At 63.1% G+C, this 20,631-nt stretch carries 18 protein-coding genes; 9 read left to right on the forward strand and 9 right to left on the reverse strand.

Going from position 1 to position 20,631, the window contains the following annotated elements; all coding sequences use genetic code 11:
• Positions 1-203 precede the first annotated feature (203 nt).
• Entirely contained in the window at positions 204-1,652 is a 1,449-nt protein-coding gene (locus QU606_RS15600; protein WP_304998552.1) for a hypothetical protein, read from the forward strand.
• A 28-nt stretch (positions 1,653-1,680) separates the two neighbouring features.
• Here QU606_RS15600 and QU606_RS15605 read toward each other — a convergent pair whose 3' ends face one another.
• Together QU606_RS15605 and QU606_RS15610 are read right to left on the reverse strand one after the other, a co-directional pair.
• Positions 1,681-2,403 (reverse strand): FadR/GntR family transcriptional regulator, encoded by a 723-nt coding sequence (locus QU606_RS15605; RefSeq protein ID WP_024074761.1) that lies wholly within the window; start codon positions 2,401-2,403, stop codon positions 1,681-1,683.
• A 48-nt stretch (positions 2,404-2,451) separates the two neighbouring features.
• Positions 2,452-4,188 carry an IlvD/Edd family dehydratase gene (locus QU606_RS15610; protein ID WP_024074762.1) on the reverse strand — a complete coding sequence of 579 codons (1,737 nt, stop codon included), beginning with the start codon at positions 4,186-4,188 and terminating at the stop codon, positions 2,452-2,454.
• A gap of 193 nt (positions 4,189-4,381) precedes the next feature.
• Here QU606_RS15610 and QU606_RS15615 point away from each other — a divergent pair, with 193 nt between their 5' ends.
• The 5 genes from QU606_RS15615 to QU606_RS15635 all read left to right on the forward strand — a co-directional run bounded on the left by QU606_RS15615 (position 4,382) and on the right by QU606_RS15635 (position 10,329).
• Positions 4,382-5,704, forward strand: coding sequence for an MFS transporter (locus QU606_RS15615; protein WP_102625367.1), 1,323 nt, complete (start codon positions 4,382-4,384; stop codon positions 5,702-5,704).
• Positions 5,705-5,719: 15 nt separating this feature from the next.
• The gene (araD1, locus tag QU606_RS15620) at positions 5,720-6,709 is read left to right on the forward strand and encodes an AraD1 family protein (RefSeq protein WP_102625368.1); all 990 of its coding nucleotides are present in this window, start codon (positions 5,720-5,722) and stop codon (positions 6,707-6,709) included.
• Positions 6,710-6,719: 10 nt separating this feature from the next.
• A complete protein-coding gene (locus QU606_RS15625) occupies positions 6,720-8,300 on the forward strand; it encodes an aldehyde dehydrogenase (NADP(+)) (RefSeq protein WP_193690485.1) in 1,581 nt (526 codons plus the stop codon).
• 19 nt (positions 8,301-8,319) lie between these two features.
• Complete coding sequence (locus QU606_RS15630; RefSeq protein WP_024074766.1) at positions 8,320-9,183, forward strand: SMP-30/gluconolactonase/LRE family protein; 864 nt, start codon at positions 8,320-8,322, stop codon at positions 9,181-9,183.
• A 141-nt stretch (positions 9,184-9,324) separates the two neighbouring features.
• Positions 9,325-10,329, forward strand: a complete 1,005-nt coding sequence (locus QU606_RS15635) for a substrate-binding domain-containing protein (RefSeq protein ID WP_024074767.1) — start codon at positions 9,325-9,327, stop codon at positions 10,327-10,329.
• 115 nt (positions 10,330-10,444) lie between these two features.
• Here QU606_RS15635 and QU606_RS15640 read toward each other — a convergent pair whose 3' ends face one another.
• The gene (locus QU606_RS15640; RefSeq protein WP_024074768.1) at positions 10,445-11,593 is read right to left on the reverse strand and encodes an aldose epimerase family protein; all 1,149 of its coding nucleotides are present in this window, start codon (positions 11,591-11,593) and stop codon (positions 10,445-10,447) included.
• A 137-nt stretch (positions 11,594-11,730) separates the two neighbouring features.
• Between QU606_RS15640 and QU606_RS15645 the strand changes: the two genes are divergently transcribed.
• Positions 11,731-12,498, forward strand: a complete 768-nt coding sequence (locus QU606_RS15645; RefSeq protein WP_024074769.1) for an SDR family NAD(P)-dependent oxidoreductase — start codon at positions 11,731-11,733, stop codon at positions 12,496-12,498.
• A gap of 933 nt (positions 12,499-13,431) precedes the next feature.
• On the opposite strand, the gene QU606_RS15650 is transcribed toward QU606_RS15645, so the two are convergent.
• The 3 genes from QU606_RS15650 to QU606_RS15660 are packed head-to-tail and all read right to left on the reverse strand — an operon-like array spanning position 13,432 to position 15,538.
• Positions 13,432-14,028 (reverse strand): glutathione S-transferase family protein, encoded by a 597-nt coding sequence (locus QU606_RS15650; RefSeq protein WP_150055668.1) that lies wholly within the window; start codon positions 14,026-14,028, stop codon positions 13,432-13,434.
• Between the two features lie 38 nt (positions 14,029-14,066).
• Positions 14,067-14,579, reverse strand: a complete 513-nt coding sequence (mug, locus tag QU606_RS15655) for a G/U mismatch-specific DNA glycosylase (RefSeq protein WP_069075736.1) — start codon at positions 14,577-14,579, stop codon at positions 14,067-14,069.
• Positions 14,576-15,538, reverse strand: a complete 963-nt coding sequence (locus tag QU606_RS15660) for an AraC family transcriptional regulator (protein WP_041161158.1) — start codon at positions 15,536-15,538, stop codon at positions 14,576-14,578. Before QU606_RS15660 ends, mug begins: the two co-directional genes overlap by 4 nt.
• A gap of 100 nt (positions 15,539-15,638) precedes the next feature.
• On the opposite strand from QU606_RS15660, the gene QU606_RS15665 reads away from it, so the two are divergent.
• Positions 15,639-16,874, forward strand: coding sequence for an MFS transporter (locus QU606_RS15665; protein WP_024074773.1), 1,236 nt, complete (start codon positions 15,639-15,641; stop codon positions 16,872-16,874).
• A 44-nt stretch (positions 16,875-16,918) separates the two neighbouring features.
• Complete coding sequence (yghU, locus tag QU606_RS15670) at positions 16,919-17,752, forward strand: glutathione-dependent disulfide-bond oxidoreductase (RefSeq protein WP_277378328.1); 834 nt, start codon at positions 16,919-16,921, stop codon at positions 17,750-17,752.
• Positions 17,753-17,828: 76 nt separating this feature from the next.
• Here yghU and QU606_RS15675 read toward each other — a convergent pair whose 3' ends face one another.
• The 3 genes from QU606_RS15675 to QU606_RS15685 are packed head-to-tail and all read right to left on the reverse strand — an operon-like array spanning position 17,829 to position 20,570.
• Entirely contained in the window at positions 17,829-18,755 is a 927-nt protein-coding gene (locus QU606_RS15675; RefSeq protein ID WP_304998553.1) for a sugar ABC transporter substrate-binding protein, read from the reverse strand.
• A gap of 19 nt (positions 18,756-18,774) precedes the next feature.
• Positions 18,775-19,554 carry a TIM barrel protein gene (locus QU606_RS15680; RefSeq protein WP_024074776.1) on the reverse strand — a complete coding sequence of 260 codons (780 nt, stop codon included), beginning with the start codon at positions 19,552-19,554 and terminating at the stop codon, positions 18,775-18,777.
• Positions 19,554-20,570: a Gfo/Idh/MocA family oxidoreductase gene (locus QU606_RS15685; RefSeq protein ID WP_024074777.1), complete on the reverse strand. Its 1,017-nt coding sequence runs from the start codon at positions 20,568-20,570 to the stop codon at positions 19,554-19,556. Before QU606_RS15685 ends, QU606_RS15680 begins: the two co-directional genes overlap by 1 nt.
• Between the last annotated feature and the right edge of the window lie 61 nt (positions 20,571-20,631).

Below are 20,631 nucleotides of genomic sequence, written 5' to 3' on the forward strand. Positions count from 1 at the left end.
CCCCCTCCCATATTGAAGTCAGAGCGGCGTCAGCACATTCATCAACATGTTGCACATGTAGGCCAGCAGGTCGTTGCAGGCCTCACGCGATTGCAATCGGTGTCACACCTTGCTGAAAAACTCCACGTTGGCAGGCGATAACTATTTACTCGCGCCCAAGGAGATGAGAAAAGCTCTGCCAACTTCCTGGATATGGACGTCACATGCCTCGCTCAAGCCTTATCACCCGGCTATTGGTCGCACTGTTGGTCGGCGTGGCGCTTTGGTACATGTGGATGATCGCCAGTGCCAAGCTCGAGTGGGGCGGCAGCAGCCCCGAGCAACACTGGCTGGGCACGGTGCCTGGCGTGCAAACGCGGGCGGTCAGCCAATATTGCACCGGCGTGCTGGTAACGCCCCAGGGCACCTGGCTGGTGGGGCGGCTGGAGGATGCCTACGAACCGTTCCAGCCGTCTGCCGCCATGGTCGACCTGAATGCCGTACTGCACGGCAAGGCGCCCGCACCGCCAAAGGAGCCGGGTGCCTTTGGCAGCCTGATCCCGAGCCGCGAGCGTGAAACCACGTTTATTTCGCGCCTGGATGCCAACGGCCAATTCACCCCTGTGGCCCATCTCAGCGGCGCAGCGTGTTTGGTGGCCAGCCCGGATGGCGCCCACCTGTACCTGTTGAGCGACGCGAACCGTCCCGATGACGCCGCCGCCCAGACCGTGGTATTTCGCAGCGATGACCAGGGCCAGCACTGGACATGGATGGCCGCAGGCTTTTTCCCGGAGGCGGACCGGGTGGCCGACAACCTGACCCCGTATTTCTACAACAAGGACGAGGTGTGGGCCTGGGGTTCACCCGGCACCGCGGACGACGAGGCCAGCGCCGACTCTTCCGGTGCAATTCCCACGGGCGTGTATTACTCCAGGGACGGCGGTGCCCACAGTGCGCCGGTCGTTGCACCTCAATCCTTGCTGGTACCGCGTGAGTACGCCCAAGGCAAGCGCCCGGACATCGTCGAATGGCGCACGGCCGAAGGGGAGTCCGGCGACGTGCGCAGCCATGTCCTGCAACAGGATGCCCAGCACGCAATGATCTGGGTGTCCCAGCGCTTTTGGGGCAGCCACCCCGACGGCCAGAGCAACAACCTGGCGATCGATATCACCACCCGTGCGTCGTTAACCCGCACGACCGGGGGCTGGCAGGTGGGGCGCCTTGAGCGTGAAGATGGCCTGTTTGTCACGGCGCTGGCGGACAACGGGGATGGCCGCGTGATCGGCTTGATCGATCAGGGCGGATATGGGCATACCGTGGTGGCCGAACTGAACACCACCACCCTGGCCTGGCAGCCCTTGAGCGACTTGCCCAGTGTGTTCTCGCCGTTGGCTGCCGACATCCAGGCCCGTGGGCTTTGGGTGGGGCGCAACAGCCTGTTGCTCAACACGTCCAGCGAACACCATCCGCCACGCTGGCTCTACTGGTGGGGGGACGCAAATATTTCCGCCGAGGCGGTGTTTTACTCCAAAGACTGGGGCCAGTCATGGCAGCGCCTGGCGGTGGATGGCTACATGGGGGTACGCGGCTTCGACGGTGGCAGCGACCGGGTGTTCTGGAGCCAACAAAAGAGCGCCGATGACACCGGCATAGGTTCCTACAGCTTGCACTAACCCAGCGGTTCAAGCTCCCCACCGCAGGTTACAGCGGGGTTAGCACATTCATCACCGTATCCAACGCCACCCGCGTGTCATCCAGTTGCACCAGCGACGCATGCCGCGCGCCGAGGGCGTCGCGGTTCTGGATCGCGGTGAGGATTGCCTTGTGCCGGGGCAGGCTCAGGCCCTGGATATCCGGGCGGCGGTTGGTGATGCTGATCGACTCGCGCAGCGGCAGCGACAACATGTTGCACATATAGGCCAGCAGGTCGTTGCGGGTGGCATCGGCAATCGCGCGGTGGAAGTCCAGGTCGGCCTGCAACAGCTGCTCGTGGGTCTGCGCGGTTTCCATGCCCAGGTAGGCTTTTTCGATGATGGCGATGTCTTCATCAGTGGCGGTGGTCGCGGCCATGGCGGCGATTTCCGGTTCGAGAATGCGCCGCACGCCCGCCAGCGTATTGAAGAACTCGCTATGGGGCGTGGACTGCATCAACCAGGACAGCACGTCCGGGTCGAGCAGGTGCCATTTCACCCGAGGCCGCACCACGGCGCCCACGCGGGGCTTGGAGTACACCAGGCCCTTGGCGCTGAGCACCCGTGTCGCTTCGCGTAATACCGAGCGGCTGACCTTGTACTCCTCGCAGAGCGTGGCCTCCATGGGCAGTCTTTCTTCGGGCTTGAAGCGACCGGAAACGATGTGCATGCCCAAGTCCTGAACGATCTGGGCATGCATGCTCTTGCGCGGCTTGGACGGCGGCTGATCCATAACGACAGGGATGCTCTGGCTTAAATTCGCGGCATCATAGCATCCCAATTAGTGGGAATGCCGAGGGACTTCCGCCCCTCGGCAACCGACCAGGAAGTCAAAGTCGCAACCCTGGTCGGCCTGCAGCACATGGTCGATGTACAGCTGGCGATAGCCACCGACGATCAGGTTCTGCGGCGGTTTCAGGTCGGCCATGCGCGCCGCCAGCTCGGCGTCGGGGATGTCCAGGTGCAGGCGGCCGTTGGCGCAGTCAAGTTCGATCCAGTCGCCTTCTTGCACGGCAGCCAACGGTCCGCCGGCCGCGGCTTCCGGCGCCACATGCAAGACCACCGTGCCATACGCCGTGCCGCTCATGCGGGCATCGGAAATCCGCACCATGTCGGTCACGCCCTGGGCCAGCAGCTTGGCCGGCAAGCCCATGTTGCCGACTTCGGCCATGCCTGGGTAACCCTTGGGCCCGCAGTTCTTCATGACCAGGATCGAGTTGGCGTCCACGTCCAGCTCCGGGTCGTTGATGCGGGCCTTGTACATGTCGAAATTCTCGAACACCACCGCACGGCCGCGATGCTGCATCAGCTCGGCGCTGGCCGCCGAAGGCTTGAGCACTGCGCCCAATGGCGCCAGGTTGCCGCGCAGCACGCAGATGCCGCCGTCGGCGCGGATCGGGTTGTCGAGGGTGCGGATCACTTCGTCCTGGCCGTAGATCGGCGAGTCCTGGGTGTTTTCGCCCAGGGTCTTGCCGTTGACGGTCAAGGCGTTCGGGTGCGGGATCAGGTTGGCTTCACCGAGGCGACGCAGCACGGCGGGCAGGCCACCGGCGTAGTAGAACTCTTCCATCAGGAAGCGCCCCGACGGTTGCAGGTCGACGATGGTCGGCATGCCACGGCCGATGCGGGTCCAGTCGTCCAGGTCGAGTTCGACGCCGATGCGCCCGGCGATGGCTTTCAAATGGATCACGGCGTTGGTGGAACCCCCGATGGCCGCGTTCACGCGGATCGCGTTTTCGAACGCCTCCTTGGTGAGGATCTTCGACAGCTTCAAGTCTTCGCGCACCATCTCGACGGCACGCATGCCCGACATATGGGCCAATACATAACGCCGCGCATCCACGGCGGGGATCGCCGCATTGTGGGGCAGGGACGTGCCCAGCGCCTCGGCCATGCAGGCCATGGTCGACGCGGTGCCCATGGTGTTGCAGGTGCCCGCCGAGCGCGACATGCCGCCTTCGGCCGCGAGGAAGTCATCCAGGGTAATGGTGCCGGCCTTGACCTGTTCACTGAGCTGCCACACCACGGTGCCCGAGCCGATGTCCTGGCCCTTGTGCTTACCGTTGAGCATCGGCCCACCCGTGACCACGATGGCCGGCACGTCGCAACTGGCGGCGCCCATCAGCAGGGCCGGGGTGGTTTTGTCACAGCCGGTCAGCAGCACCACACCGTCAATGGGGTTGCCGCGAATGGCTTCCTCCACGTCCATGCTCGCCAGGTTGCGGGTGAGCATGGCGGTGGGGCGCAGGTTGGATTCGCCGTTGGAGAACACCGGGAATTCCACCGGGAAGCCGCCGGCCTCGATCACGCCACGTTTGACGTGCTCGGCGATCTGGCGGAAATGCGCGTTGCACGGGGTCAGCTCCGACCAGGTGTTGCAGATACCGATGATCGGCTTGCCATGGAACTGATGGTCGGCAATGCCCTGGTTCTTCATCCAGCTGCGGTACATGAAGCCGTTTTTGTCGGCGGTACCAAACCACTGGGCGGAGCGTAGGCCGGGCTTTTTATCAGACATGATCGATTCTCTTATTGTATGACTATATGTTCTATCTGAAGCTAAACATAAGCGCAAAATCGACGCTTTGGAAGTGTTGTTTAGTAAATAGTACTACTATATAGTCGATCTCAACTGAGGGTTGGCCCTGGCGGATTTTCGCGAGAGGCGTCCCCCGAGCTTCTATAAGAACAACAATCGGAGATCGACCCCCATGAGCCAGGAACTGCGGCTTATCCGGCGCATTACGCTGAAACTGATTCCCTTCCTGATCCTGCTGTACCTGATCGCCTATGTGGACCGATCGGCGGTCGGGTTCGCCAAGTTGCACATGGGCGCCGACGTCGGCATCGGTGACGCAGCCTACGGCTTGGGCGCGGGGCTGTTCTTCATTGGCTACTTCCTGTTCGAGATCCCCAGCAACCTGATGCTCGACCGCTTCGGCGCGCGGCGTTGGTTCGCACGCATCATGCTGACCTGGGGCGCGATCACCATTGGCATGGCGTTTGTGCAGGGGCCGCACAGCTTCTATGTGATGCGCTTCCTGCTGGGCGCGGCCGAAGCGGGGTTCTTCCCCGGCGTGCTGTACTACATCACCCAATGGTTTCCGATTCGCCATCGCGGCAAGATCCTCGGGCTGTTCATCCTGTCCCAACCCATCGCGATGATGATCACCGGCCCGGTCTCCGGTGGCTTGCTGGGCATGGACGGCATCCTCGGGCTGCACGGCTGGCAGTGGCTGTTTATCGTGATCGGCACCCCGGCGATCCTGCTGACCTGGCCGGTGCTGCGCTACCTGCCGGATGGCCCCAAGCAGGTCAAATGGATGAGCGACGATGAAAAAGCCTGGCTCACCGGCGAGCTGAATAAAGACCTGCAAACCTATGGGCAGACACGTCACGGCAACCCGTTGCACGCCCTGAAGGATCAGCGTGTGTTGCTGCTGGCGCTGTTCTACCTGCCAGTGACTTTGAGCATCTATGGCCTGGGCCTGTGGCTGCCGACCTTGATCAAACAGTTCGGCGGCACCGACCTGGTCACCGGTTTTATCTCCGCCGTGCCGTACATTTTCGGGATCATCGGCCTGCTGATCATCCCGCGCAGTTCCGACCGCCTGAATGATCGCTACGGCCACCTGGCCGTGCTTTATGTACTGGGCGCGATCGGCCTGTTCTTCAGCGCCTGGCTGAGTGTGCCGGTGCTGCAAATGGCCGCGCTGTGCCTGGCGGCCTTCGCGCTGTTTTCCTGCACGGCGGTGTTCTGGACCTTGCCGGGGCGCTTCTTTGCCGGCGCCAGTGCGGCGGCGGGCATTGCCTTGATCAACTCGGTGGGCAACCTTGGCGGCTATATCGGTCCGTTCGTGATCGGTGCACTCAAGGAATACACCGGCAACCTCGCCTCGGGCTTGTACTTCCTGTCCGGGGTCATGGTGTTCGGGCTGGTCTTGACCGGCGTGGTCTACCGCCTGCTGGAGCGCAAGCACGTCCTGCCGGTCGATCAATTCGCCGCCAGTGCCCGTGGCGCCACACGTACTTAATCAGGGAGAAGCTTCATGCGTTTAGTGCAGTTCGAATCAAACAACGGTGAGCGTCGGGTCGGCGTGGTGGAAGGCAACCAACTGCGCGAAGTGCAAACCGCGCGCAGCGTGCGCGAACTGGCACTGGCCGCTATCGAGGCGGGCATCAACTTGCAGCAGCAGGTAGAGCGTCTCGGCCTGGGCGCCAGCCATGACTACGCGGCGTTGCTGGCCGACCTGAAAGTCCTGCCGCCGCTGGACCACCCGGACCCGGCCCATATGCTGATCAGCGGCACCGGCCTGACCCACCTGGGCAGCGCCTCGGCCCGCGACAAGATGCACCAGGGCGCTGACGAAACCGCACTGACCGACACCATGCGCATCTTCAAGTGGGGCCTGGAGGGCGGCAAGCCAGCAGCCGGCCAGGCGGGCGTGCAGCCCGAGTGGTTCTACAAGGGCGATGGCCGCATCGTCGTGCGCCCGGGTGCGGCTTTTCCGGTGCCGCCGTTCGCCGAAGACGCGGGCGAAGAGCCCGAGATCGGTGGCCTGTACGTCATCGGCCCTGACAGCAAGCCTTATCGCCTGGGGTTTGCGGTGGGCAACGAGTTCTCCGACCACGTCATGGAGCGCAAGAACTACCTGTACCTGGCCCATTCCAAACTGCGCAGTTGCAGCTTTGGCCCGGAGCTGCGCGTGGGCGAGTTACCGCAGCACCTGGCGGGCACCAGCCGCATCTTGCGTCACGGCGAGGAAATCTGGCGGAACGAATTCCTCAGTGGCGAGGCCAATATGTGCCACAGCCTGGAAAACCTCGAATACCACCATTTCAAGTACAGCCAGTTCCTGACCCCCGGCGATGTGCATGTTCACTTCTTCGGCACCGCCACCCTGTCATTCGCCGACGGTATACGTACCCTGCCGGGCGATGTGTTCGAGATCAGCCAGGCCGAGTTCGGCGCGCCGTTGATCAACGGTGTCGGCAGCAGCGATGCGGCATTCGAGCCCGGCCAAGTCACCCCCCTTTAAGGAGATCAACATGCCCCAGTTCCTCGGCCACAACTATATCGGCGGCCATCGCAGCGCCAACGGCAGCGTCAAGCTGCACAGCGTCGATGCCAGCACGGGCGAAGCCTTGCCGCAGGCGTTCTACCAGGCCACGCCGGAGGAGGTCGACGCCGCCGCCCAGGCCGCCGCTGCGGCTTACCCGGCCTACCGCGCCTTGAGTGCCGCGCGCCGCGCGCAGTTCCTGGACGCGATCGCCGACGAGCTGGATGCCCTGAGCGATAATTTCATCGAGTTGGTCTGCCGCGAAACCGCGCTGCCCGCCGCACGTATCAAAGGCGAGCGTGGGCGCACCAGCGGCCAGATGCGCCTGTTCGCTACGGTGCTGCGCCGGGGTGATTTCTATGGTGCCCGTATCGACAAGGCGTTACCCGATCGCCAGCCGCTGCCACGCCCGGACCTGCGCCAATACCGCATCGGCCTGGGCCCGGTCGCCGTGTTTGGCGCGAGCAACTTTCCCCTGGCCTTTTCCACGGCGGGCGGCGACACCGCTGCCGCACTGGCGGCCGGCTGCCCGGTGGTGTTCAAGGCCCACAGCGGGCACATGGCCACGGCGGAACAGGTGGCCGATGCGATCATGCGCGCGGCTGCGGCCAGCGAAATGCCGGTGGGTGTGTTCAATATGATTTTCGGCGGCGGCGTTGGTGAAGCGCTGGTCAAGCACCCGGCGATCCAGGCAGTGGGCTTTACCGGCTCGCTCAAGGGTGGCCGCGCCTTGTGCGACATGGCGGCGGCGCGCCCGCAGCCGATCCCGGTGTTTGCCGAGATGTCGAGCATCAACCCGGTGATTGTGTTGCCCCAGGCGTTGCAGGCCAGGGCCGAAACCGTCGCCCGCGACCTGACCGCCTCGGTGGTGCAAGGCTGCGGCCAGTTCTGCACCAACCCCGGCCTGGTGATCGGTATCGCGTCGCCGGCGTTCACTGCGTTCACCCAGCAGGTGGCGCAATTGATCGGCGATCAACCCGCCCAAACCATGCTCAATGCCGGCACCCTGGGCAGCTATGCCAAGGGCCTGGAAAAACTCCTGGCGCACCCTGGCATCCAGCACCTGGCGGGCAGCGTCCAGGCCGGCAACCAGGCGCAGCCGCAAGTGTTCAAGGCCGATGTACGCCTGTTGATCGACGGCGACGAAGTGTTGCAGGAGGAAGTCTTCGGCCCGACCACGGTGTTCGTCGAAGTCGCCGACCAGGCCCAACTCACTGCCGCCTTGCACGGCCTGCACGGCCAGCTCACGGCGACGATCATTGGCGAACCGGCGGACTTTCAACAGTTCGCCGAGCTCACGCCGCTGCTGGAACAGAAAGTCGGGCGCATCCTGCTCAACGGCTACCCGACCGGCGTGGAAGTCTGCGATGCGATGGTCCACGGCGGGCCGTACCCGGCGACCTCCGACGCCCGTGGCACCTCGGTCGGCACCTTGGCCATCGACCGTTTCCTGCGCCCGGTGTGCTTCCAGAACTACCCTGATAGCCTGCTGCCCGACGCGTTGAAAAACGCCAACCCATTGCGTATCCAGCGTCTGGTGGATGGCACGCCATCGCGCGACCCGCTGTAAACCACAATCAGGAGGCGACATGTCGTGTACCGCTGTCACTGAACACCGTGCGCAACTGGGGGAAGGTCCGTTCTGGGACGTGCCGACCCAGGCACTGTACTGGGTCAATATCGCCGGCAAACAGGCACTGCGCCTGATGGGCGGGCACTTGCAGATCTGGCAGTTGCCCGAGCACGTTTCGGCGTTTATCCCGTGTGAAAGCGGTGATGCGCTGGTGACCTTGAGCAGTGGCGTCTATCGGCTGGACCTGGCGACCCAGGCCCTGACCTTGCTCTGCGTGGCCGACCCGCAACCGGGCAACCGTGGCAATGAAGCCCGCTGCGATGCCCAGGGCCGCCTGTGGCTGGGCACCATGCAGAACAACATCGGCGAACACGGCGAAGACCTGCCGATCACGCGGCGCTCCGGTGGCCTGTTTCGCATCGATGCAGACGGGCAGGTCACGCCGTTGCTGCACGGCCTGGGTATTCCCAACACCTTGCTGTGGAGCGAGGACGGCAGCCAGGTGCATTTCGGCGACAGCCTGGATGCCACGCTCTACCAGCATGCGATCCAGGCCGACGGTCAACTCGAGCCCGCAACGCTGTGGTTCGGCCCGCACGTACGCGGCGGGCCGGATGGCTCGGCCATGGACTCTGAAGGCTACATCTGGAACGCCCGTTGGGACGGCAGTTGCCTGCTGCGCCTGACGCCCGATGGTGAGGTGGACCGTATTATCGAGTTGCCCGTGAGCCGGCCCACCAGTTGCGTATTCGGTGGCCCCAACCTCACGACCTTGTATATCACCAGCGCCGCCAGCCCATTGGATCACCCTCTGGACGGCGCGGTGCTGGCCATCGAAGTCGATGTACCCGGCAAGCCTTGCCATCGCTTTGCCGGTTAGCTGTAGGCGCGAGCGTGCTCGCGAAAAGCTTGAGCGCGCCGTGTGCATTCAGGATGTACGCGTCATCGTTAACGTTTTTCGCGAGCAAGCTCGCTCCTACAAAAAACAGCAAACAAAAAACAACAACAAGGAGTCACCCGTATGAAACGTCGTCGTGGTTTGCGTTCCCTGTGCTGCGCCGCTGTGGCGGTCTCGGCCATGAGCTTGAGCGGGCTGTTGCTGGCCGCTGAAGAAGTGAAGATCGGTTTTCTGGTCAAGCAGGCCGAGGAGCCGTGGTTCCAGACCGAATGGGCCTTTGCCGAAAAAGCCGGCAAGGAACATGGCTTCAAGGTGATCAAGATCGCCGTGCCCGATGGCGAGAAAACCCTCTCGGCCATCGACAGCCTGGCCGCCAACGGCGCCAAGGGCTTTGTGATCTGCCCGCCGGACGTGTCCCTGGGCCCGGCCATCGTCGCCAAGGCCAAGGCCAACGGTTTGAAAGTGATCGCCGTGGATGACCGCTTTGTCGATGCCAAGGGCAACTTCATGGAAGACGTGCCGTACCTGGGCATGGCTGCGTTTGAAGTGGGCCAGAAACAAGGCGCGGCCATGGCGGCCGAAGCGAAAAAACGCGGTTGGGACTGGAAGGACACCTACGCGGTGATCAACACCTTCAATGAACTCGACACCGGCAAGAAACGCACCGATGGCTCGATCAAATCCCTGGAAGAGGCCGGTATTCCCAAGGACCACATTCTGACGGCTGCGCTGAAAACCCTCGACGTCCCCGGCAGCATGGACGCCACCAACTCGGCCCTGGTCAAGCTGCCCGCCGGCGCGAAAAACCTGATCATCGGCGGCATGAACGACAACACCGTGCTCGGCGGCGTGCGTGCCACTGAGAGCGCCGGCTTCGCCGCCGCCAATGTCATCGGCATCGGCATCAATGGCACCGACGCCATCGGCGAACTGAAGAAACCCAACAGTGGCTTCTTCGGCTCGATGCTGCCCAGCCCGCATATCGAGGGCTACAACACCGCGAAGATGATGTTCGACTGGGTGACCACCGGCAAGGAACCACCGAAATACACCGCCATGGACGAAGTGACCCTGATCACCCGCGACAACTTCAAGCAGGAGCTGGAAAAAATCGGCTTGTGGAACTGACGGGTTTTCTCTCGCCGTTGCACTGCGTCCACACTTAACACTGATCCAATGTGGGCGCTGTCGAGCTTTAGCGAGGCAGCCTCGCTAAAGCTCGACAGCGCTTATATAAACCGCGTCAGTCAGCGGAGAACTTGAAGACGGTGTTCTGCCGATAAGTCTGCCCGGGGTCCAGGCGGGTTGACGCAAACTTGGGCTGGTTCGGCGCATCCGGGAAATGCTGGGTTTCCAGGGTGAAGCCACTCCAGTGCAGGTAGGTCTTGCCGCCCTTGCCCTTTACCGAACCGTCGAGGAAGTTGCTGGTATAGAACTGCACCCCAGGTTCGGTGGTGTACAACTGCAAGCGCCGTCCGGAGGCGGGGTCGTGCACCTCGGCGGCGAGTTGTTTGATATTGCCTTGGGTATCCAGCGCCCAGTTGAAATCAAACCCGCCCTGTTTGGGCTCGGCAAATTTGAGCTGCGGATGGTCATCCTTGATGTGCTGGCCGATAGGCGTAGGTTTCAGGAAATCCATCGGCGTGCCTTTGACCGGCGCCAGTTCGCCCGTGGGAATCAAGGTGGCGTTGACTGGCGTGTAGTGGCTGGCATGCAAGGTCGCGACCTGCTTGAGGATGTCGCCATTCCCCGCGCCGGCCAGGTTGAAATAGCTGTGGTTAGTGAGGTTAAGCACCGTGGGTTTGTCGGTGGTGGCGGTGTAGTCGATATGCAGTTCATTCTGGTCATTGAGACGATAGGTGACCTCGGTTTTCAGGTTGCCGGGGAAGCCCATTTCACCGTCCTTGGACAGGTAGCTCAGCTTCACACCGACGGAATCCTTATCCTTGACCGGCTCGGCTTTCCACACCTGCTTGTCGAAACCCTGGGCGCCGCCATGCAGCGAATTGGGGCCGTCGTTGAGTGGCACCTGGTAGCGCTTGCCGTCGAGCTCAAAGGCGCCGCCCGCCAGGCGATTGCCAAAGCGCCCGATGGTCGCGCCGAAAAACGCCGTGCCGGCCTGGTAGCCCTGTACGTCGTCAAAGCCCAGGACCACGTCGTCGAGCTTGCCGTGTTTGTCCGGCACCTTCAGCGACTGCAGCACACCGCCGTAAGTGATCACCGTGGCTTGCATGCCATGGCTGTTGCGCAAGATGTACTGCTCGACGGCAGTGCCGTCGTTGGTTTTACCGAAAGGTTTTTGCTCGCTGGACAAACCGGCTGCCTGGGCGCCACCGCTGGCGATCATCATGGACAGCGCCAGGCCGGACAGCAGGTATCGAGGGTGCTTCATGGTCGAACTTCCTTTTGTTGTTTTGGATGGAATAGTTCTACTAATGTGCGATATTTTGTCGATATGACAGCGAATTTATAGCCTTAAACGCCAATTTCGTAAAATAAAATAAGACTAATTGATCGAGGCATCCTTTTATGAGTACTGAACACGCCGTTTATCCCGACCTCAACGGCAAGACCGTATTGATTTCCGGGGGCGCCTCGGGGATCGGCGAATTCATGGTGCGGGCCTTCGCCGCGCAGGGTGCCAGGGTCGGGTTTGTGGACCGCGCGCAAAGCCAGGGCGAACGCCTGGCGGCCCTGTTGAGTTCGCGGGGGCATGCTGTGGAATTCGTGTGCTGCGACATCACCGATGAAATCGCCTACAAGGCGGCGATAGGGCGCTTCGAGCATTCCCTGGGGCCGATCACCGTGCTGGTGAACAACGCCGCCAATGACGTGCGCCACACCCTGGAAGAAGTCGATTCGGAAACCTTCGACAAGCTGATCTCCGTCAACCTGAAACATGCCTTCTTTGCCGCCAAGGCCGTGGTGCCGATGATGAAGCGCGCCGGCAGCGGCTCGATCATCAACCTCGGCTCCGTCGGCTGGATGATGGCCTCGGCCGGCTACCCGGTGTACGCCGCCAGCAAGGCCGCCGCCCACGGCATGACCCGCGCGCTGGCACGGGAGTTGGGGCCGAACCGTATCCGTGTGAACACGCTGGTGCCGGGTTGGGTGATGACTGAAAAACAGCTGGCCATGTGGGTGGATGACGCTGCCAAGGAGCTGATCAGCCGCAGTCAGTGCCTGCCGGGCAGTGTGCTGCCGGAGCATATCGCCAATATGGCGTTGTTTCTTGCTTCCGATGCGTCGGCGATGTGTTCGGCGCAGAATTTTATTGTGGATGGTGGTTGGGTCTGAGCCTGGAACCCTTGTCCAGACAACAGAGGCCAATGTGGGAGGGGGCTTGCCCTAATGCCGTTCAGTTAAGCGTACATCGCCTTCTGTAGGAGCGAGCTTGCTCGCGAAAAACGTCAACGATAACGCGTGTTTCCTGAGTGAACGCGGCGCCTGTGAGTTCTTCGCGAGCAAGCTCGCTCCTACAAAAAAGCCTTAACTGAACGGCATTAGGGCTTGCCCCCGTGACGGCTCAGGAGCTGACGACTATCTAACTGATGCTCCGCGACTTAAATGTGGGAGGGGGCTTGCCCCCGATGGCGGCCTGGGCCGACCAGGATGCTGGAGTGGAATGAGTACATATCCGTTGCTGCGGTAACGGCTACTTAGGGTTCCGCTCTTACAGCGGGTCACTTTTGGAAAAGCGCCAAAAGTAACCAAAAACGCTTTGCCCCACCACTCGGCACCTCGCCTAGGCTCGGTGTGCCCGTAATCCGACATTGATTTGGGGGGTCGCCGCCACGCGCCATCCATGGCGCGGGGCGGCTAAACCGGCATCCCTGCCGGTTTACCCCCCAAATCAATATCGAATTCCGGCCAGCGTGGTTTAACGGGGCGCCTGAGATCAAGATCAAAAGCAAGATCTAAAGCAACGGCAAGATCAAGAGCGGCTCGCTTCGCATCGTGGTTACCGGGGCTGCTACAAAGTTGCTCCTGATACCCATGGCTATCGGGGGCAAGCCCCTTCCCACATTTGGACTGTGCAAGCCTTCAATGTCGGCAGGTCTGCAGATCCTTGGCATCCACCGCCTTGGGCAACAGCGCCGGTTTGACGGGGTGTATGGAGATCAAAATGTGGGAGGGGGCTTGCCCCCGATTGCGGTGTATCAGTCAGTTCGTCCGTCACTGACCACCGCCATCGGGGGCAGGCCTCCTCTCTCATTTGAACTGCATCGCTTATTCAATCGGGTAACGTTTGAACGCCGGATGCTGCTCCAGCCGCTCGGCATGCCGTTGCAGATTAGGAAACGCATCCGCCTTGACCACCGATGCCACGGTGAACTGGCTGAACGACCAAGCAACCGCCGCGGTAATCGAGGCCTGGGTCAGTGCTTCGCTGTTGCCCACTTGCTTGTCCAGCAACGCATAGGCGGCGAGCAGTTGGCCGGTCACGCGCTCAAGCCAGGGTGCATGCAGTTTCTCGGCCGGGCGCAGGTTGTGTTCGTAGACGATCTGCACGCTCTTCTCACAGGCTGCCAGCGCCAGTCCCAGAACATGCAAGTCCTTGGCAAGTGCCGCCGGTTGTTGGGGCAGCAGCTTCCTGTCAGTCGGGGCCAAGGCTTCGAGGTAGTCCAGGATCAGGCTGGAGTCCATCAACACCGTGCCATCGTCCAGCACCAGGGTAGGCGCCTTGACCACCGGGTTGATCTGCGCAAATTCGTTGAAGGTGCGGAACACGGACAAGGGTTCATGCTCAAAATCCACCCCGTACAAGTCCAGGGAAATTGCCACGCGGCGTACGTAAGGCGAGTCCAGCATGCCGATCAGTTTCATGAAGCCTCCATTGCTATCAGGGTGACGAGCTCAAGAGATTAAGGGCACTCGGTCGCCCGGCGCAATTGTTGATACGCCTGCACCAACTGCTCCAGGCTGAACGCCAGGTTGCGCCCGCTGGGGTTGGGCAGTACCCACACTGACGCACCGCCCAACACCTTTGGCTGCAAGCCCCAGCCGATCTCGCGTTGGCCGCTTAACGCGCTGTAGCCGGGCTTGCCGAGAAACGCCACGAAGCGCGGCGCGTAGTGGCGGATCTTCTGTTCGAAGCCCGCCGCCGCCTGCGTGAACTCATGTCGCGCCAGTTCACCCGCGCTGGCCGTGGGGCGTTCCACCAACGTGGTCAGGCCGCAGTGGTAGTGCAACAGCGTGCGGCCGTGCTCGGGGCGGATTTCATGGGGGGTGAAACCGGCCAGGTGCAGGGTGCGCCAGAAGCGGTTGCTGCGGTTGGCGAAGTGCAGGCCGAGGGCGGCGGAACCCTTGCCGGGGTTGATGCCGCAGAACACCACGTTCAGGTGGTCGGCGAGGATGTCTTCCAGCCCGGCGTTCATGCCGGGCTCCTGAAGCCTTGGCGGCTGGCGCCCGGCGGTTGCCCGGTGATGCGTTTGTAGGCGCGACTGAAGGCCGCCTGGGAGGTATAGCCGAGTCGGTACGCCACTTCTTCGATGGGCACGCGCTCCAGGGTCAGCCACTGGCTGGCGAGGCGCATGCGCAGTTCGGTCACGTAACGCAGCGGTGGTACCCCCAGGGTGGCCTGGAAACGATCCGCGAACACCGAACGTGAGGTATGACAGTGCGCCGCCAGTTCGGCCACGCTCCAGTCGCGCCCCGGTTGCTGGTGCAGGGCGAGCAGTGCGCCCGCCAACCGGGTGTCGCGCAAGGCGGCCGCGAGGCCTGATGCATTGGCGCAGGCGCATTCGACCCAGCCCCGCACGATCATCGCCGCCACCACATCGGCCAGGCGCGCGAGGATGCCGGCATAACCGACGCGGGCGCTGGAGACTTCGCGTTCCATCACCGCCAGGATCGGCATCAAGCCGGGGTAACGCTGGCCCCCGGCGTCGATCAGCATCAAGGCCGGCATCAGGTTGCCAAGGCCCTGGATGCTGTCGAGCTCGAACTCCATGCAGGCGCTGAACAGCAGGGTGCTGGGCGGCTCATCGGGCGAGGCATTCACGGCACACACGGTATCGCCCAGCGGTGCGGCGTCGAAGCTGGCGATGTCCTGCACGGGGTCATCCGCTTTGGACAACAACGCGTGGGCGCCACCATGGGCGATGAACACCGCATTACCGGCCGACAACTCAAAGAGGCTGCCGTCCTGCAGGCGCAGGGTCGCGCAGCCGGCGGCCAGAAAATGGAAATACGCGTGCCCCGGCTTGGCCGCAAAGCCGATACCGAACACCGGCCCGGCCTGGATGCGCCGGTACTGCACGCCGCGCAGGCGCATGCTGCGCAGCAGCTCATTGATCAGTTCGGAGGACAGGGCGAACGCGTTGTCGGTTGGCATATTCGGGGTTTCGGTCAAAAACTCAAGGGTTTGAATCATAGATCATCCAGGGAGCGGAACCTAGACTGGCCGTCACGCTAATGCCTGAGGATGTCTTGTGATGAATGATTGTGTGTCCCATGCCCCTGTCGATTGCAGGGTAGAACCGACCACGCCGGCGTGGATGGCGGTGTTTTCCCTGGCGATGGGCGTGTTCGGCCTGCTCACGGCGGAGTACCTGCCGGCCAGCCTGCTGACGCCGATGGCCCTGGACCTGGGCGTGTCCCAAGCGTTGGCCGGGCAAGCGGTCACGGTCACGGCGGTGGTGGCCTTGTTCGCCGGGTTGCTGGTGCCTGGCCTGACGCGCGGTATCGACCGGCGCCTGGTGCTGTTGGGGTTCTCCACGCTGATGATTGCGTCCAACCTGCTGGTGGCGTTCTCGTCCAGCCTGTTGGTGCTGTTGTTGATGCGCATCTTGCTGGGCATTGCCCTTGGTGGTTTCTGGAGCATGGCGGCCGCGGTTGCGATGCGCCTGGTACCGGCGGCGTTGCTGCCCCGTGCCCTGTCGATCATCTTCAGCGGCATTGCGCTGGGTACTGTCGTCGCAGTGCCGTTGGGCAGCTACCTCGGCGGCCTGTACGGCTGGCGCAGCGCGTTTGTCGCTGCCGCCGCCGTTGGCGTGGTGACCCTGGCGTTCCAGCTGTTCACACTGCCACGCCTGGCACCCCGTGGCACCGCACGCCTGCGCACCGTACTTGATGTACTGCTGCGCCCCGGCATTGCCGTGGGCATGTTCGGCTGCGTGCTGGTGCACACCGGGCACTTCGCGCTGTTTACCTACATTCGCCCGTTCCTGGAAAGCACCACCGGGGTCGGCCCCCAAGGGCTGGCACTGATGCTGCTGGGGTTTGGCGCGGCGAATTTTGTCGGCACGCTGCTGGCCGGGTGGTTGCTGGTGCGCAATCCCCGTGGAACCCTGGTGTTGATGCCGGTCCTGGTGGGCGTCGCTGCGTTGGCCCTGGTGCTGCTGCCGGCATCGCTGCCGGGCCAGGCGTTGCTCCTGGCGCTGTGGGGCATGGCCTTCGGCGGCGTGCCGGTAGCGTGGTCGAACTGGGTGGCGCGTGCGGTGCCGGATCAGGCGGAAAGTGCCGGTGGCATGGTGGTCGCTTCGGTGCAATCGGCAATCGCGGCGGGTGCCGCTGGCGGGGGCGCGATGTTCAGTGCCACCGGTATCGACGGGGTGTTTCTGGGCGCGGGTTGCTTGATGCTGCTGGCAGCGTTGTTGATCGCCCTGCGTGTGCAGGTGCCCCGGCACGCTGAGGCGGGGAGTGTGACGCACCACCCGTCTTTGGTTTAGTCTCAAGCGCTTCGCTGATCGCAAACGCTGCTGGAGTCGTAAGCATGACCGAGTATGTACCCCCGAAAGTCTGGACCTGGGACACCGAAAGCGGCGGCACCTTCGCCAGCATCAACCGCCCGATTGCCGGCGCCACCCATGAAAAGACACTGCCAATCGGCAAGCACCCGTTGCAGTTGTATTCCCTGGCCACGCCCAACGGGCAGAAGGTCACCATCCTGCTCGAAGAATTGCTGGCCCTGGGGCACCGCGGCGCGGAGTACGACGCCTGGCTGATCAAGATCGGCGATGGCGACCAGTTCGGCAGCGGCTTTGTCGCGGTCAACCCGAACTCCAAGATCCCGGCCTTGATGGACCACAGCGGCGCCCAGCCGATTCGCGTGTTCGAGTCCGGCGCGATCCTGCAGTACCTGGCCGAGAAGTTCGGCGCGTTCTTCCCCACCGAGCCGGGGGCCCGCGCGGAGTGCTTGTCGTGGCTGTTCTGGCAGATGGGCAGCGCGCCTTACCTGGGCGGTGGCTTCGGGCATTTCTATGCCTATGCACCGAGCAAGATGGAATACCCGATCAACCGTTTTGCCATGGAGACCAAGCGCCAACTGGACGTGCTTGACCAGCGCCTGGCGGTGAGCGAATACATCGCCGGGGATGAATACACCATCGCCGACATTGCCATCTGGCCGTGGTACGGCGGGCTGGTCAAAGGCCGCTTGTATGGGGCCGCGGAGTTTCTGTCGGTGCATGAGTACAAACATGTACAGCGCTGGGCGGAGGCGATTGAAGCGCGGCCGGCGGTGCAGCGTGGGCGGCGGGTGAATCGGGTGTCGGGCGAGCCCCATGAGCAGTTGGCCGAGCGGCATGACGCAAGTGACCTGGACTGATTGAGTTCCACGTGTGGGAGGGGCGGGGCGAGGGTTCGACTTGCCCCTCCCACAGTTGGATGTCCTTATCTTCGATTTATTTGTAGCGCTGTTCGAACACCGCCACCTGTTCAGGCTTGATGAGCTCGAACGGCACCCACACCTCCGACTCGATCGGCTCGCCCTTGATCATCTTGATCGCCGACTGCACTGCCTGAGTGGCCTGGGCCTTGGGGTCCTGGAACACCGAGGCGGTGAGCATGCCTCGCTTGATCGCCGCCAAGCCGTCGGGCAAGCCGTCGATGCCGATAATCGCGATCTCACCCTTGGCCTTGCCCGCCTGTTGCAAGGCCATGGCCGCGCCAATCGCCATTTCATCGTTGTTGGCCACGATGGCATCGAACTGCGTGCCCGCCAGCAACCAGTTGCTGGTCAAGTCCATGCCCTTGCTGCGTTGCCACTCAGCGCTTTGCTGCTCCACCACCTTGATGCCGGGAAATTCCTTGAGCACCTGCTTGGCGCCTTCGGTGCGGTCATGGGTGGCGTTCTGCGCGAGGTCGCCCATGATGATCGCCACATGGCCTTTGCCGCCGAGTTTGTCCGCGAGGTAGCGCATCTGCAATTGCCCGGCTTCGATATCGTTGGACGCCACGGTGACGACGCCCTTGGGCAAGGTGCGCTCATCCGGATGGCGGTTGACGTACACCAGCGGCGTCTTGGCCGCCACGGCCGCGCGGGTCATGTTGGCGGTGGCGGCGGTGTCCACCGGCAGCACGATCACGGCGTCGACTTTCTGGTTGAGAAAGCCTTCGACCTGGTTGAGCTGGCGCACCACGTCGCCCTGGGCGTCTTCGAACTGGATCTGCACGTCCTGTTGTTTAGCGGCATTTTCCAGGCCGGTGCGCACGTAGGTCATGAAATTATCGTCGACCCGCGCGATGCTCACGCCGATGCGATACGCGGCGAAGGTCCATTGGCTGAACAGCAGTAAAAACGCAGCAACAAGCAATGAATAGCGATGCATGAGGGTGTTCCTTTTATTGTTATAGGGTGAACGCTTGACGGAAACGCTCCAGGGCCAACTCACTGTCGCCGCTGGCCCAGCCTTCGAGGCCGACCACGCCGTTGTAGCCCATGGCGTGCAGGGCCCTGGCAATGGCCGGGTAGTGGATTTCGCCGGTGCCAGGCTCCTTGCGCCCGGGCACGTCGGCCACCTGGATTTCACCGATGGCGCTGCCTGCGCGCTGGATCAGTTCGATCAGGTTTCCTTCGCCGATCTGCGCGTGGTAAAGGTCCAGGTTCATCTTCAGGTGCGGGCTGCCCACCGCTTCGATCAGCGCCAGGGTGTCGTCGGCGCGGGCGAACGGAACGCCGGGGTGGTCGACCTCAGTGTTGAGGTTTTCCAGCAGGAACACTCGGCCGGCGTCTTCGCCCAGGCGCGCGATTTTTTCCAGTGTCTTGCACGCGCTCAGCCACATGCGCCCGGTGGTCTGGCCCACGGGCTGCACCGGCAGGCCGCCGTCACCCAGGCCGGTGCCGTGCAGGTTGAGGCTGGGGCAGTTCAGGCGCTCGGCGACGCCGATGGATTCGCGCGCGCTGTCGAGCAGTTGGCGGATGCCGTCGGGGTCGGTAAGGCTGCCGCTGATATAGCCGGTCATCGAGGTGAAATCGGCGCCGGTGGCGGCGAGGGCGCTGATGTCCTTGTGGGTCCAATTCCAGATCTCGGCGCTGAAACCCAGTGCGTGGATGCGCTTCACGCGCTCGATGAAGGGCAGGTCGAGAAACACCATCTCGGCACTGATCGCCAGTTTGAACGGGCTCATCAGCGGGCCCCCTGCACGGCAACGGCCTTGCCGGTTTCGAACGACTCGATGCAGGCGCGGGCGATCGCCAGGGCGGCGCGCGCGTCTTCACCACTGGCCATGGGCTTGGCGCCGCTGCGCAAGCAGTCGACAAAGTGGTTGAGTTCGGCGATGTAGGCGTCGCGCAGCAGGTCGGTGTCCATACGCTGGGTGTCGGCCTGGATGCCCTGGGCCAGGTAGCGCACCAGGTCGGAGTCGTTGAGGCTGCCCATGCTCAGCATGCCGGCGCTGCCGAACACTTCGCCGCGCACGTCGTAGCCGTACACCGCCTGGAAGTTGGCCTCGGCGGTGGCGATGGCGCCGTTGTCGAAGCGGATCGCGACCACGGCGGTGTCGAGGAAGCCTTTGCTTTTGTACTCCGGCGCGATCAGTGCGTCGGCCATCACATACACCTGCACCGCTTCGGCACCGGGGTTGAGGTAGCGCAGGGTGTCGAAGTCGTGGATCAGGGTTTCCAGGAAGATCACCCACTGCGGCGAATTGGCCGGGTTATTGAGTGCCGGGTCGCGGGTCAGCGAGCGCAACAGCTGCGGCGTGCCGATGCGGCCGGCCGCCACGTCGAGGTGGGCGGTGCGGAAGCTCTTGGCGAAGCGCCGATTGAAACCGACCTGCAGCGGCACGCGCGCATCGGCCGCGGCGGCAATGGCGCGGTCGGCTTCGTCGAGGGTGATGGCCATGGGTTTTTCGCAGAAGATCCCCTTGCCGGCGCGAGCGGCGCTGATCACCAGTTCGGCGTGGCTGCGGGCGGGGGCGGCGATGAGGACGCCGTCGATGTCCGGGTCGTCGAGCAGCTGCTGCGGGTCGGTGTAGACCTTGTCCACCCCCAGTTCGGCTGCCAGGCGTGCGGCTTGGCCGGGAGTGGGGTCGGCGATGGCGGCGAGGGTCGCGCCGGGGATGTGTCGCGCAGCGGTCAAGCCGTGGAAGCTGCCCATGCGACCAGCACCGATCAAGCCCAGGCGGATGTTCTGTGTACTCATGAAATGACCCCTTTTTATTGTTGGCCGCAGGACAGCCCTGACTGGCAAAGGGGCAGGAGCA

Origin of the sequence: Pseudomonas sp. OVF7, from assembly GCF_030644265.1 — a bacterium.
GTDB lineage: Bacteria > Pseudomonadota > Gammaproteobacteria > Pseudomonadales > Pseudomonadaceae > Aquipseudomonas > Aquipseudomonas gorinensis.

What these genes read in the sequence shown, in the direction of transcription:
- QU606_RS15600 (WP_304998552.1), top strand. Translation starts at nt 204, where the DNA reads ATGCCTCGCTCAAGCCTTATCACCCGGCTATTGGTCGCACTGTTGGTC.
- QU606_RS15605 (WP_024074761.1), bottom strand. Translation starts at nt 2,403, where the DNA reads ATGGATCAGCCGCCGTCCAAGCCGCGCAAGAGCATGCATGCCCAGATC.
- QU606_RS15610 (WP_024074762.1), bottom strand. Translation starts at nt 4,188, where the DNA reads ATGTCTGATAAAAAGCCCGGCCTACGCTCCGCCCAGTGGTTTGGTACC.
- QU606_RS15615 (WP_102625367.1), top strand. Translation starts at nt 4,382, where the DNA reads ATGAGCCAGGAACTGCGGCTTATCCGGCGCATTACGCTGAAACTGATT.
- araD1 (WP_102625368.1), top strand. Translation starts at nt 5,720, where the DNA reads ATGCGTTTAGTGCAGTTCGAATCAAACAACGGTGAGCGTCGGGTCGGC.
- QU606_RS15625 (WP_193690485.1), top strand. Translation starts at nt 6,720, where the DNA reads ATGCCCCAGTTCCTCGGCCACAACTATATCGGCGGCCATCGCAGCGCC.
- QU606_RS15630 (WP_024074766.1), top strand. Translation starts at nt 8,320, where the DNA reads ATGTCGTGTACCGCTGTCACTGAACACCGTGCGCAACTGGGGGAAGGT.
- QU606_RS15635 (WP_024074767.1), top strand. Translation starts at nt 9,325, where the DNA reads ATGAAACGTCGTCGTGGTTTGCGTTCCCTGTGCTGCGCCGCTGTGGCG.
- QU606_RS15640 (WP_024074768.1), bottom strand. Translation starts at nt 11,593, where the DNA reads ATGAAGCACCCTCGATACCTGCTGTCCGGCCTGGCGCTGTCCATGATG.
- QU606_RS15645 (WP_024074769.1), top strand. Translation starts at nt 11,731, where the DNA reads ATGAGTACTGAACACGCCGTTTATCCCGACCTCAACGGCAAGACCGTA.
- QU606_RS15650 (WP_150055668.1), bottom strand. Translation starts at nt 14,028, where the DNA reads ATGAAACTGATCGGCATGCTGGACTCGCCTTACGTACGCCGCGTGGCA.
- mug (WP_069075736.1), bottom strand. Translation starts at nt 14,579, where the DNA reads ATGAACGCCGGGCTGGAAGACATCCTCGCCGACCACCTGAACGTGGTG.
- QU606_RS15660 (WP_041161158.1), bottom strand. Translation starts at nt 15,538, where the DNA reads ATGCCAACCGACAACGCGTTCGCCCTGTCCTCCGAACTGATCAATGAG.
- QU606_RS15665 (WP_024074773.1), top strand. Translation starts at nt 15,639, where the DNA reads ATGAATGATTGTGTGTCCCATGCCCCTGTCGATTGCAGGGTAGAACCG.
- yghU (WP_277378328.1), top strand. Translation starts at nt 16,919, where the DNA reads ATGACCGAGTATGTACCCCCGAAAGTCTGGACCTGGGACACCGAAAGC.
- QU606_RS15675 (WP_304998553.1), bottom strand. Translation starts at nt 18,755, where the DNA reads ATGCATCGCTATTCATTGCTTGTTGCTGCGTTTTTACTGCTGTTCAGC.
- QU606_RS15680 (WP_024074776.1), bottom strand. Translation starts at nt 19,554, where the DNA reads ATGAGCCCGTTCAAACTGGCGATCAGTGCCGAGATGGTGTTTCTCGAC.
- QU606_RS15685 (WP_024074777.1), bottom strand. Translation starts at nt 20,570, where the DNA reads ATGAGTACACAGAACATCCGCCTGGGCTTGATCGGTGCTGGTCGCATG.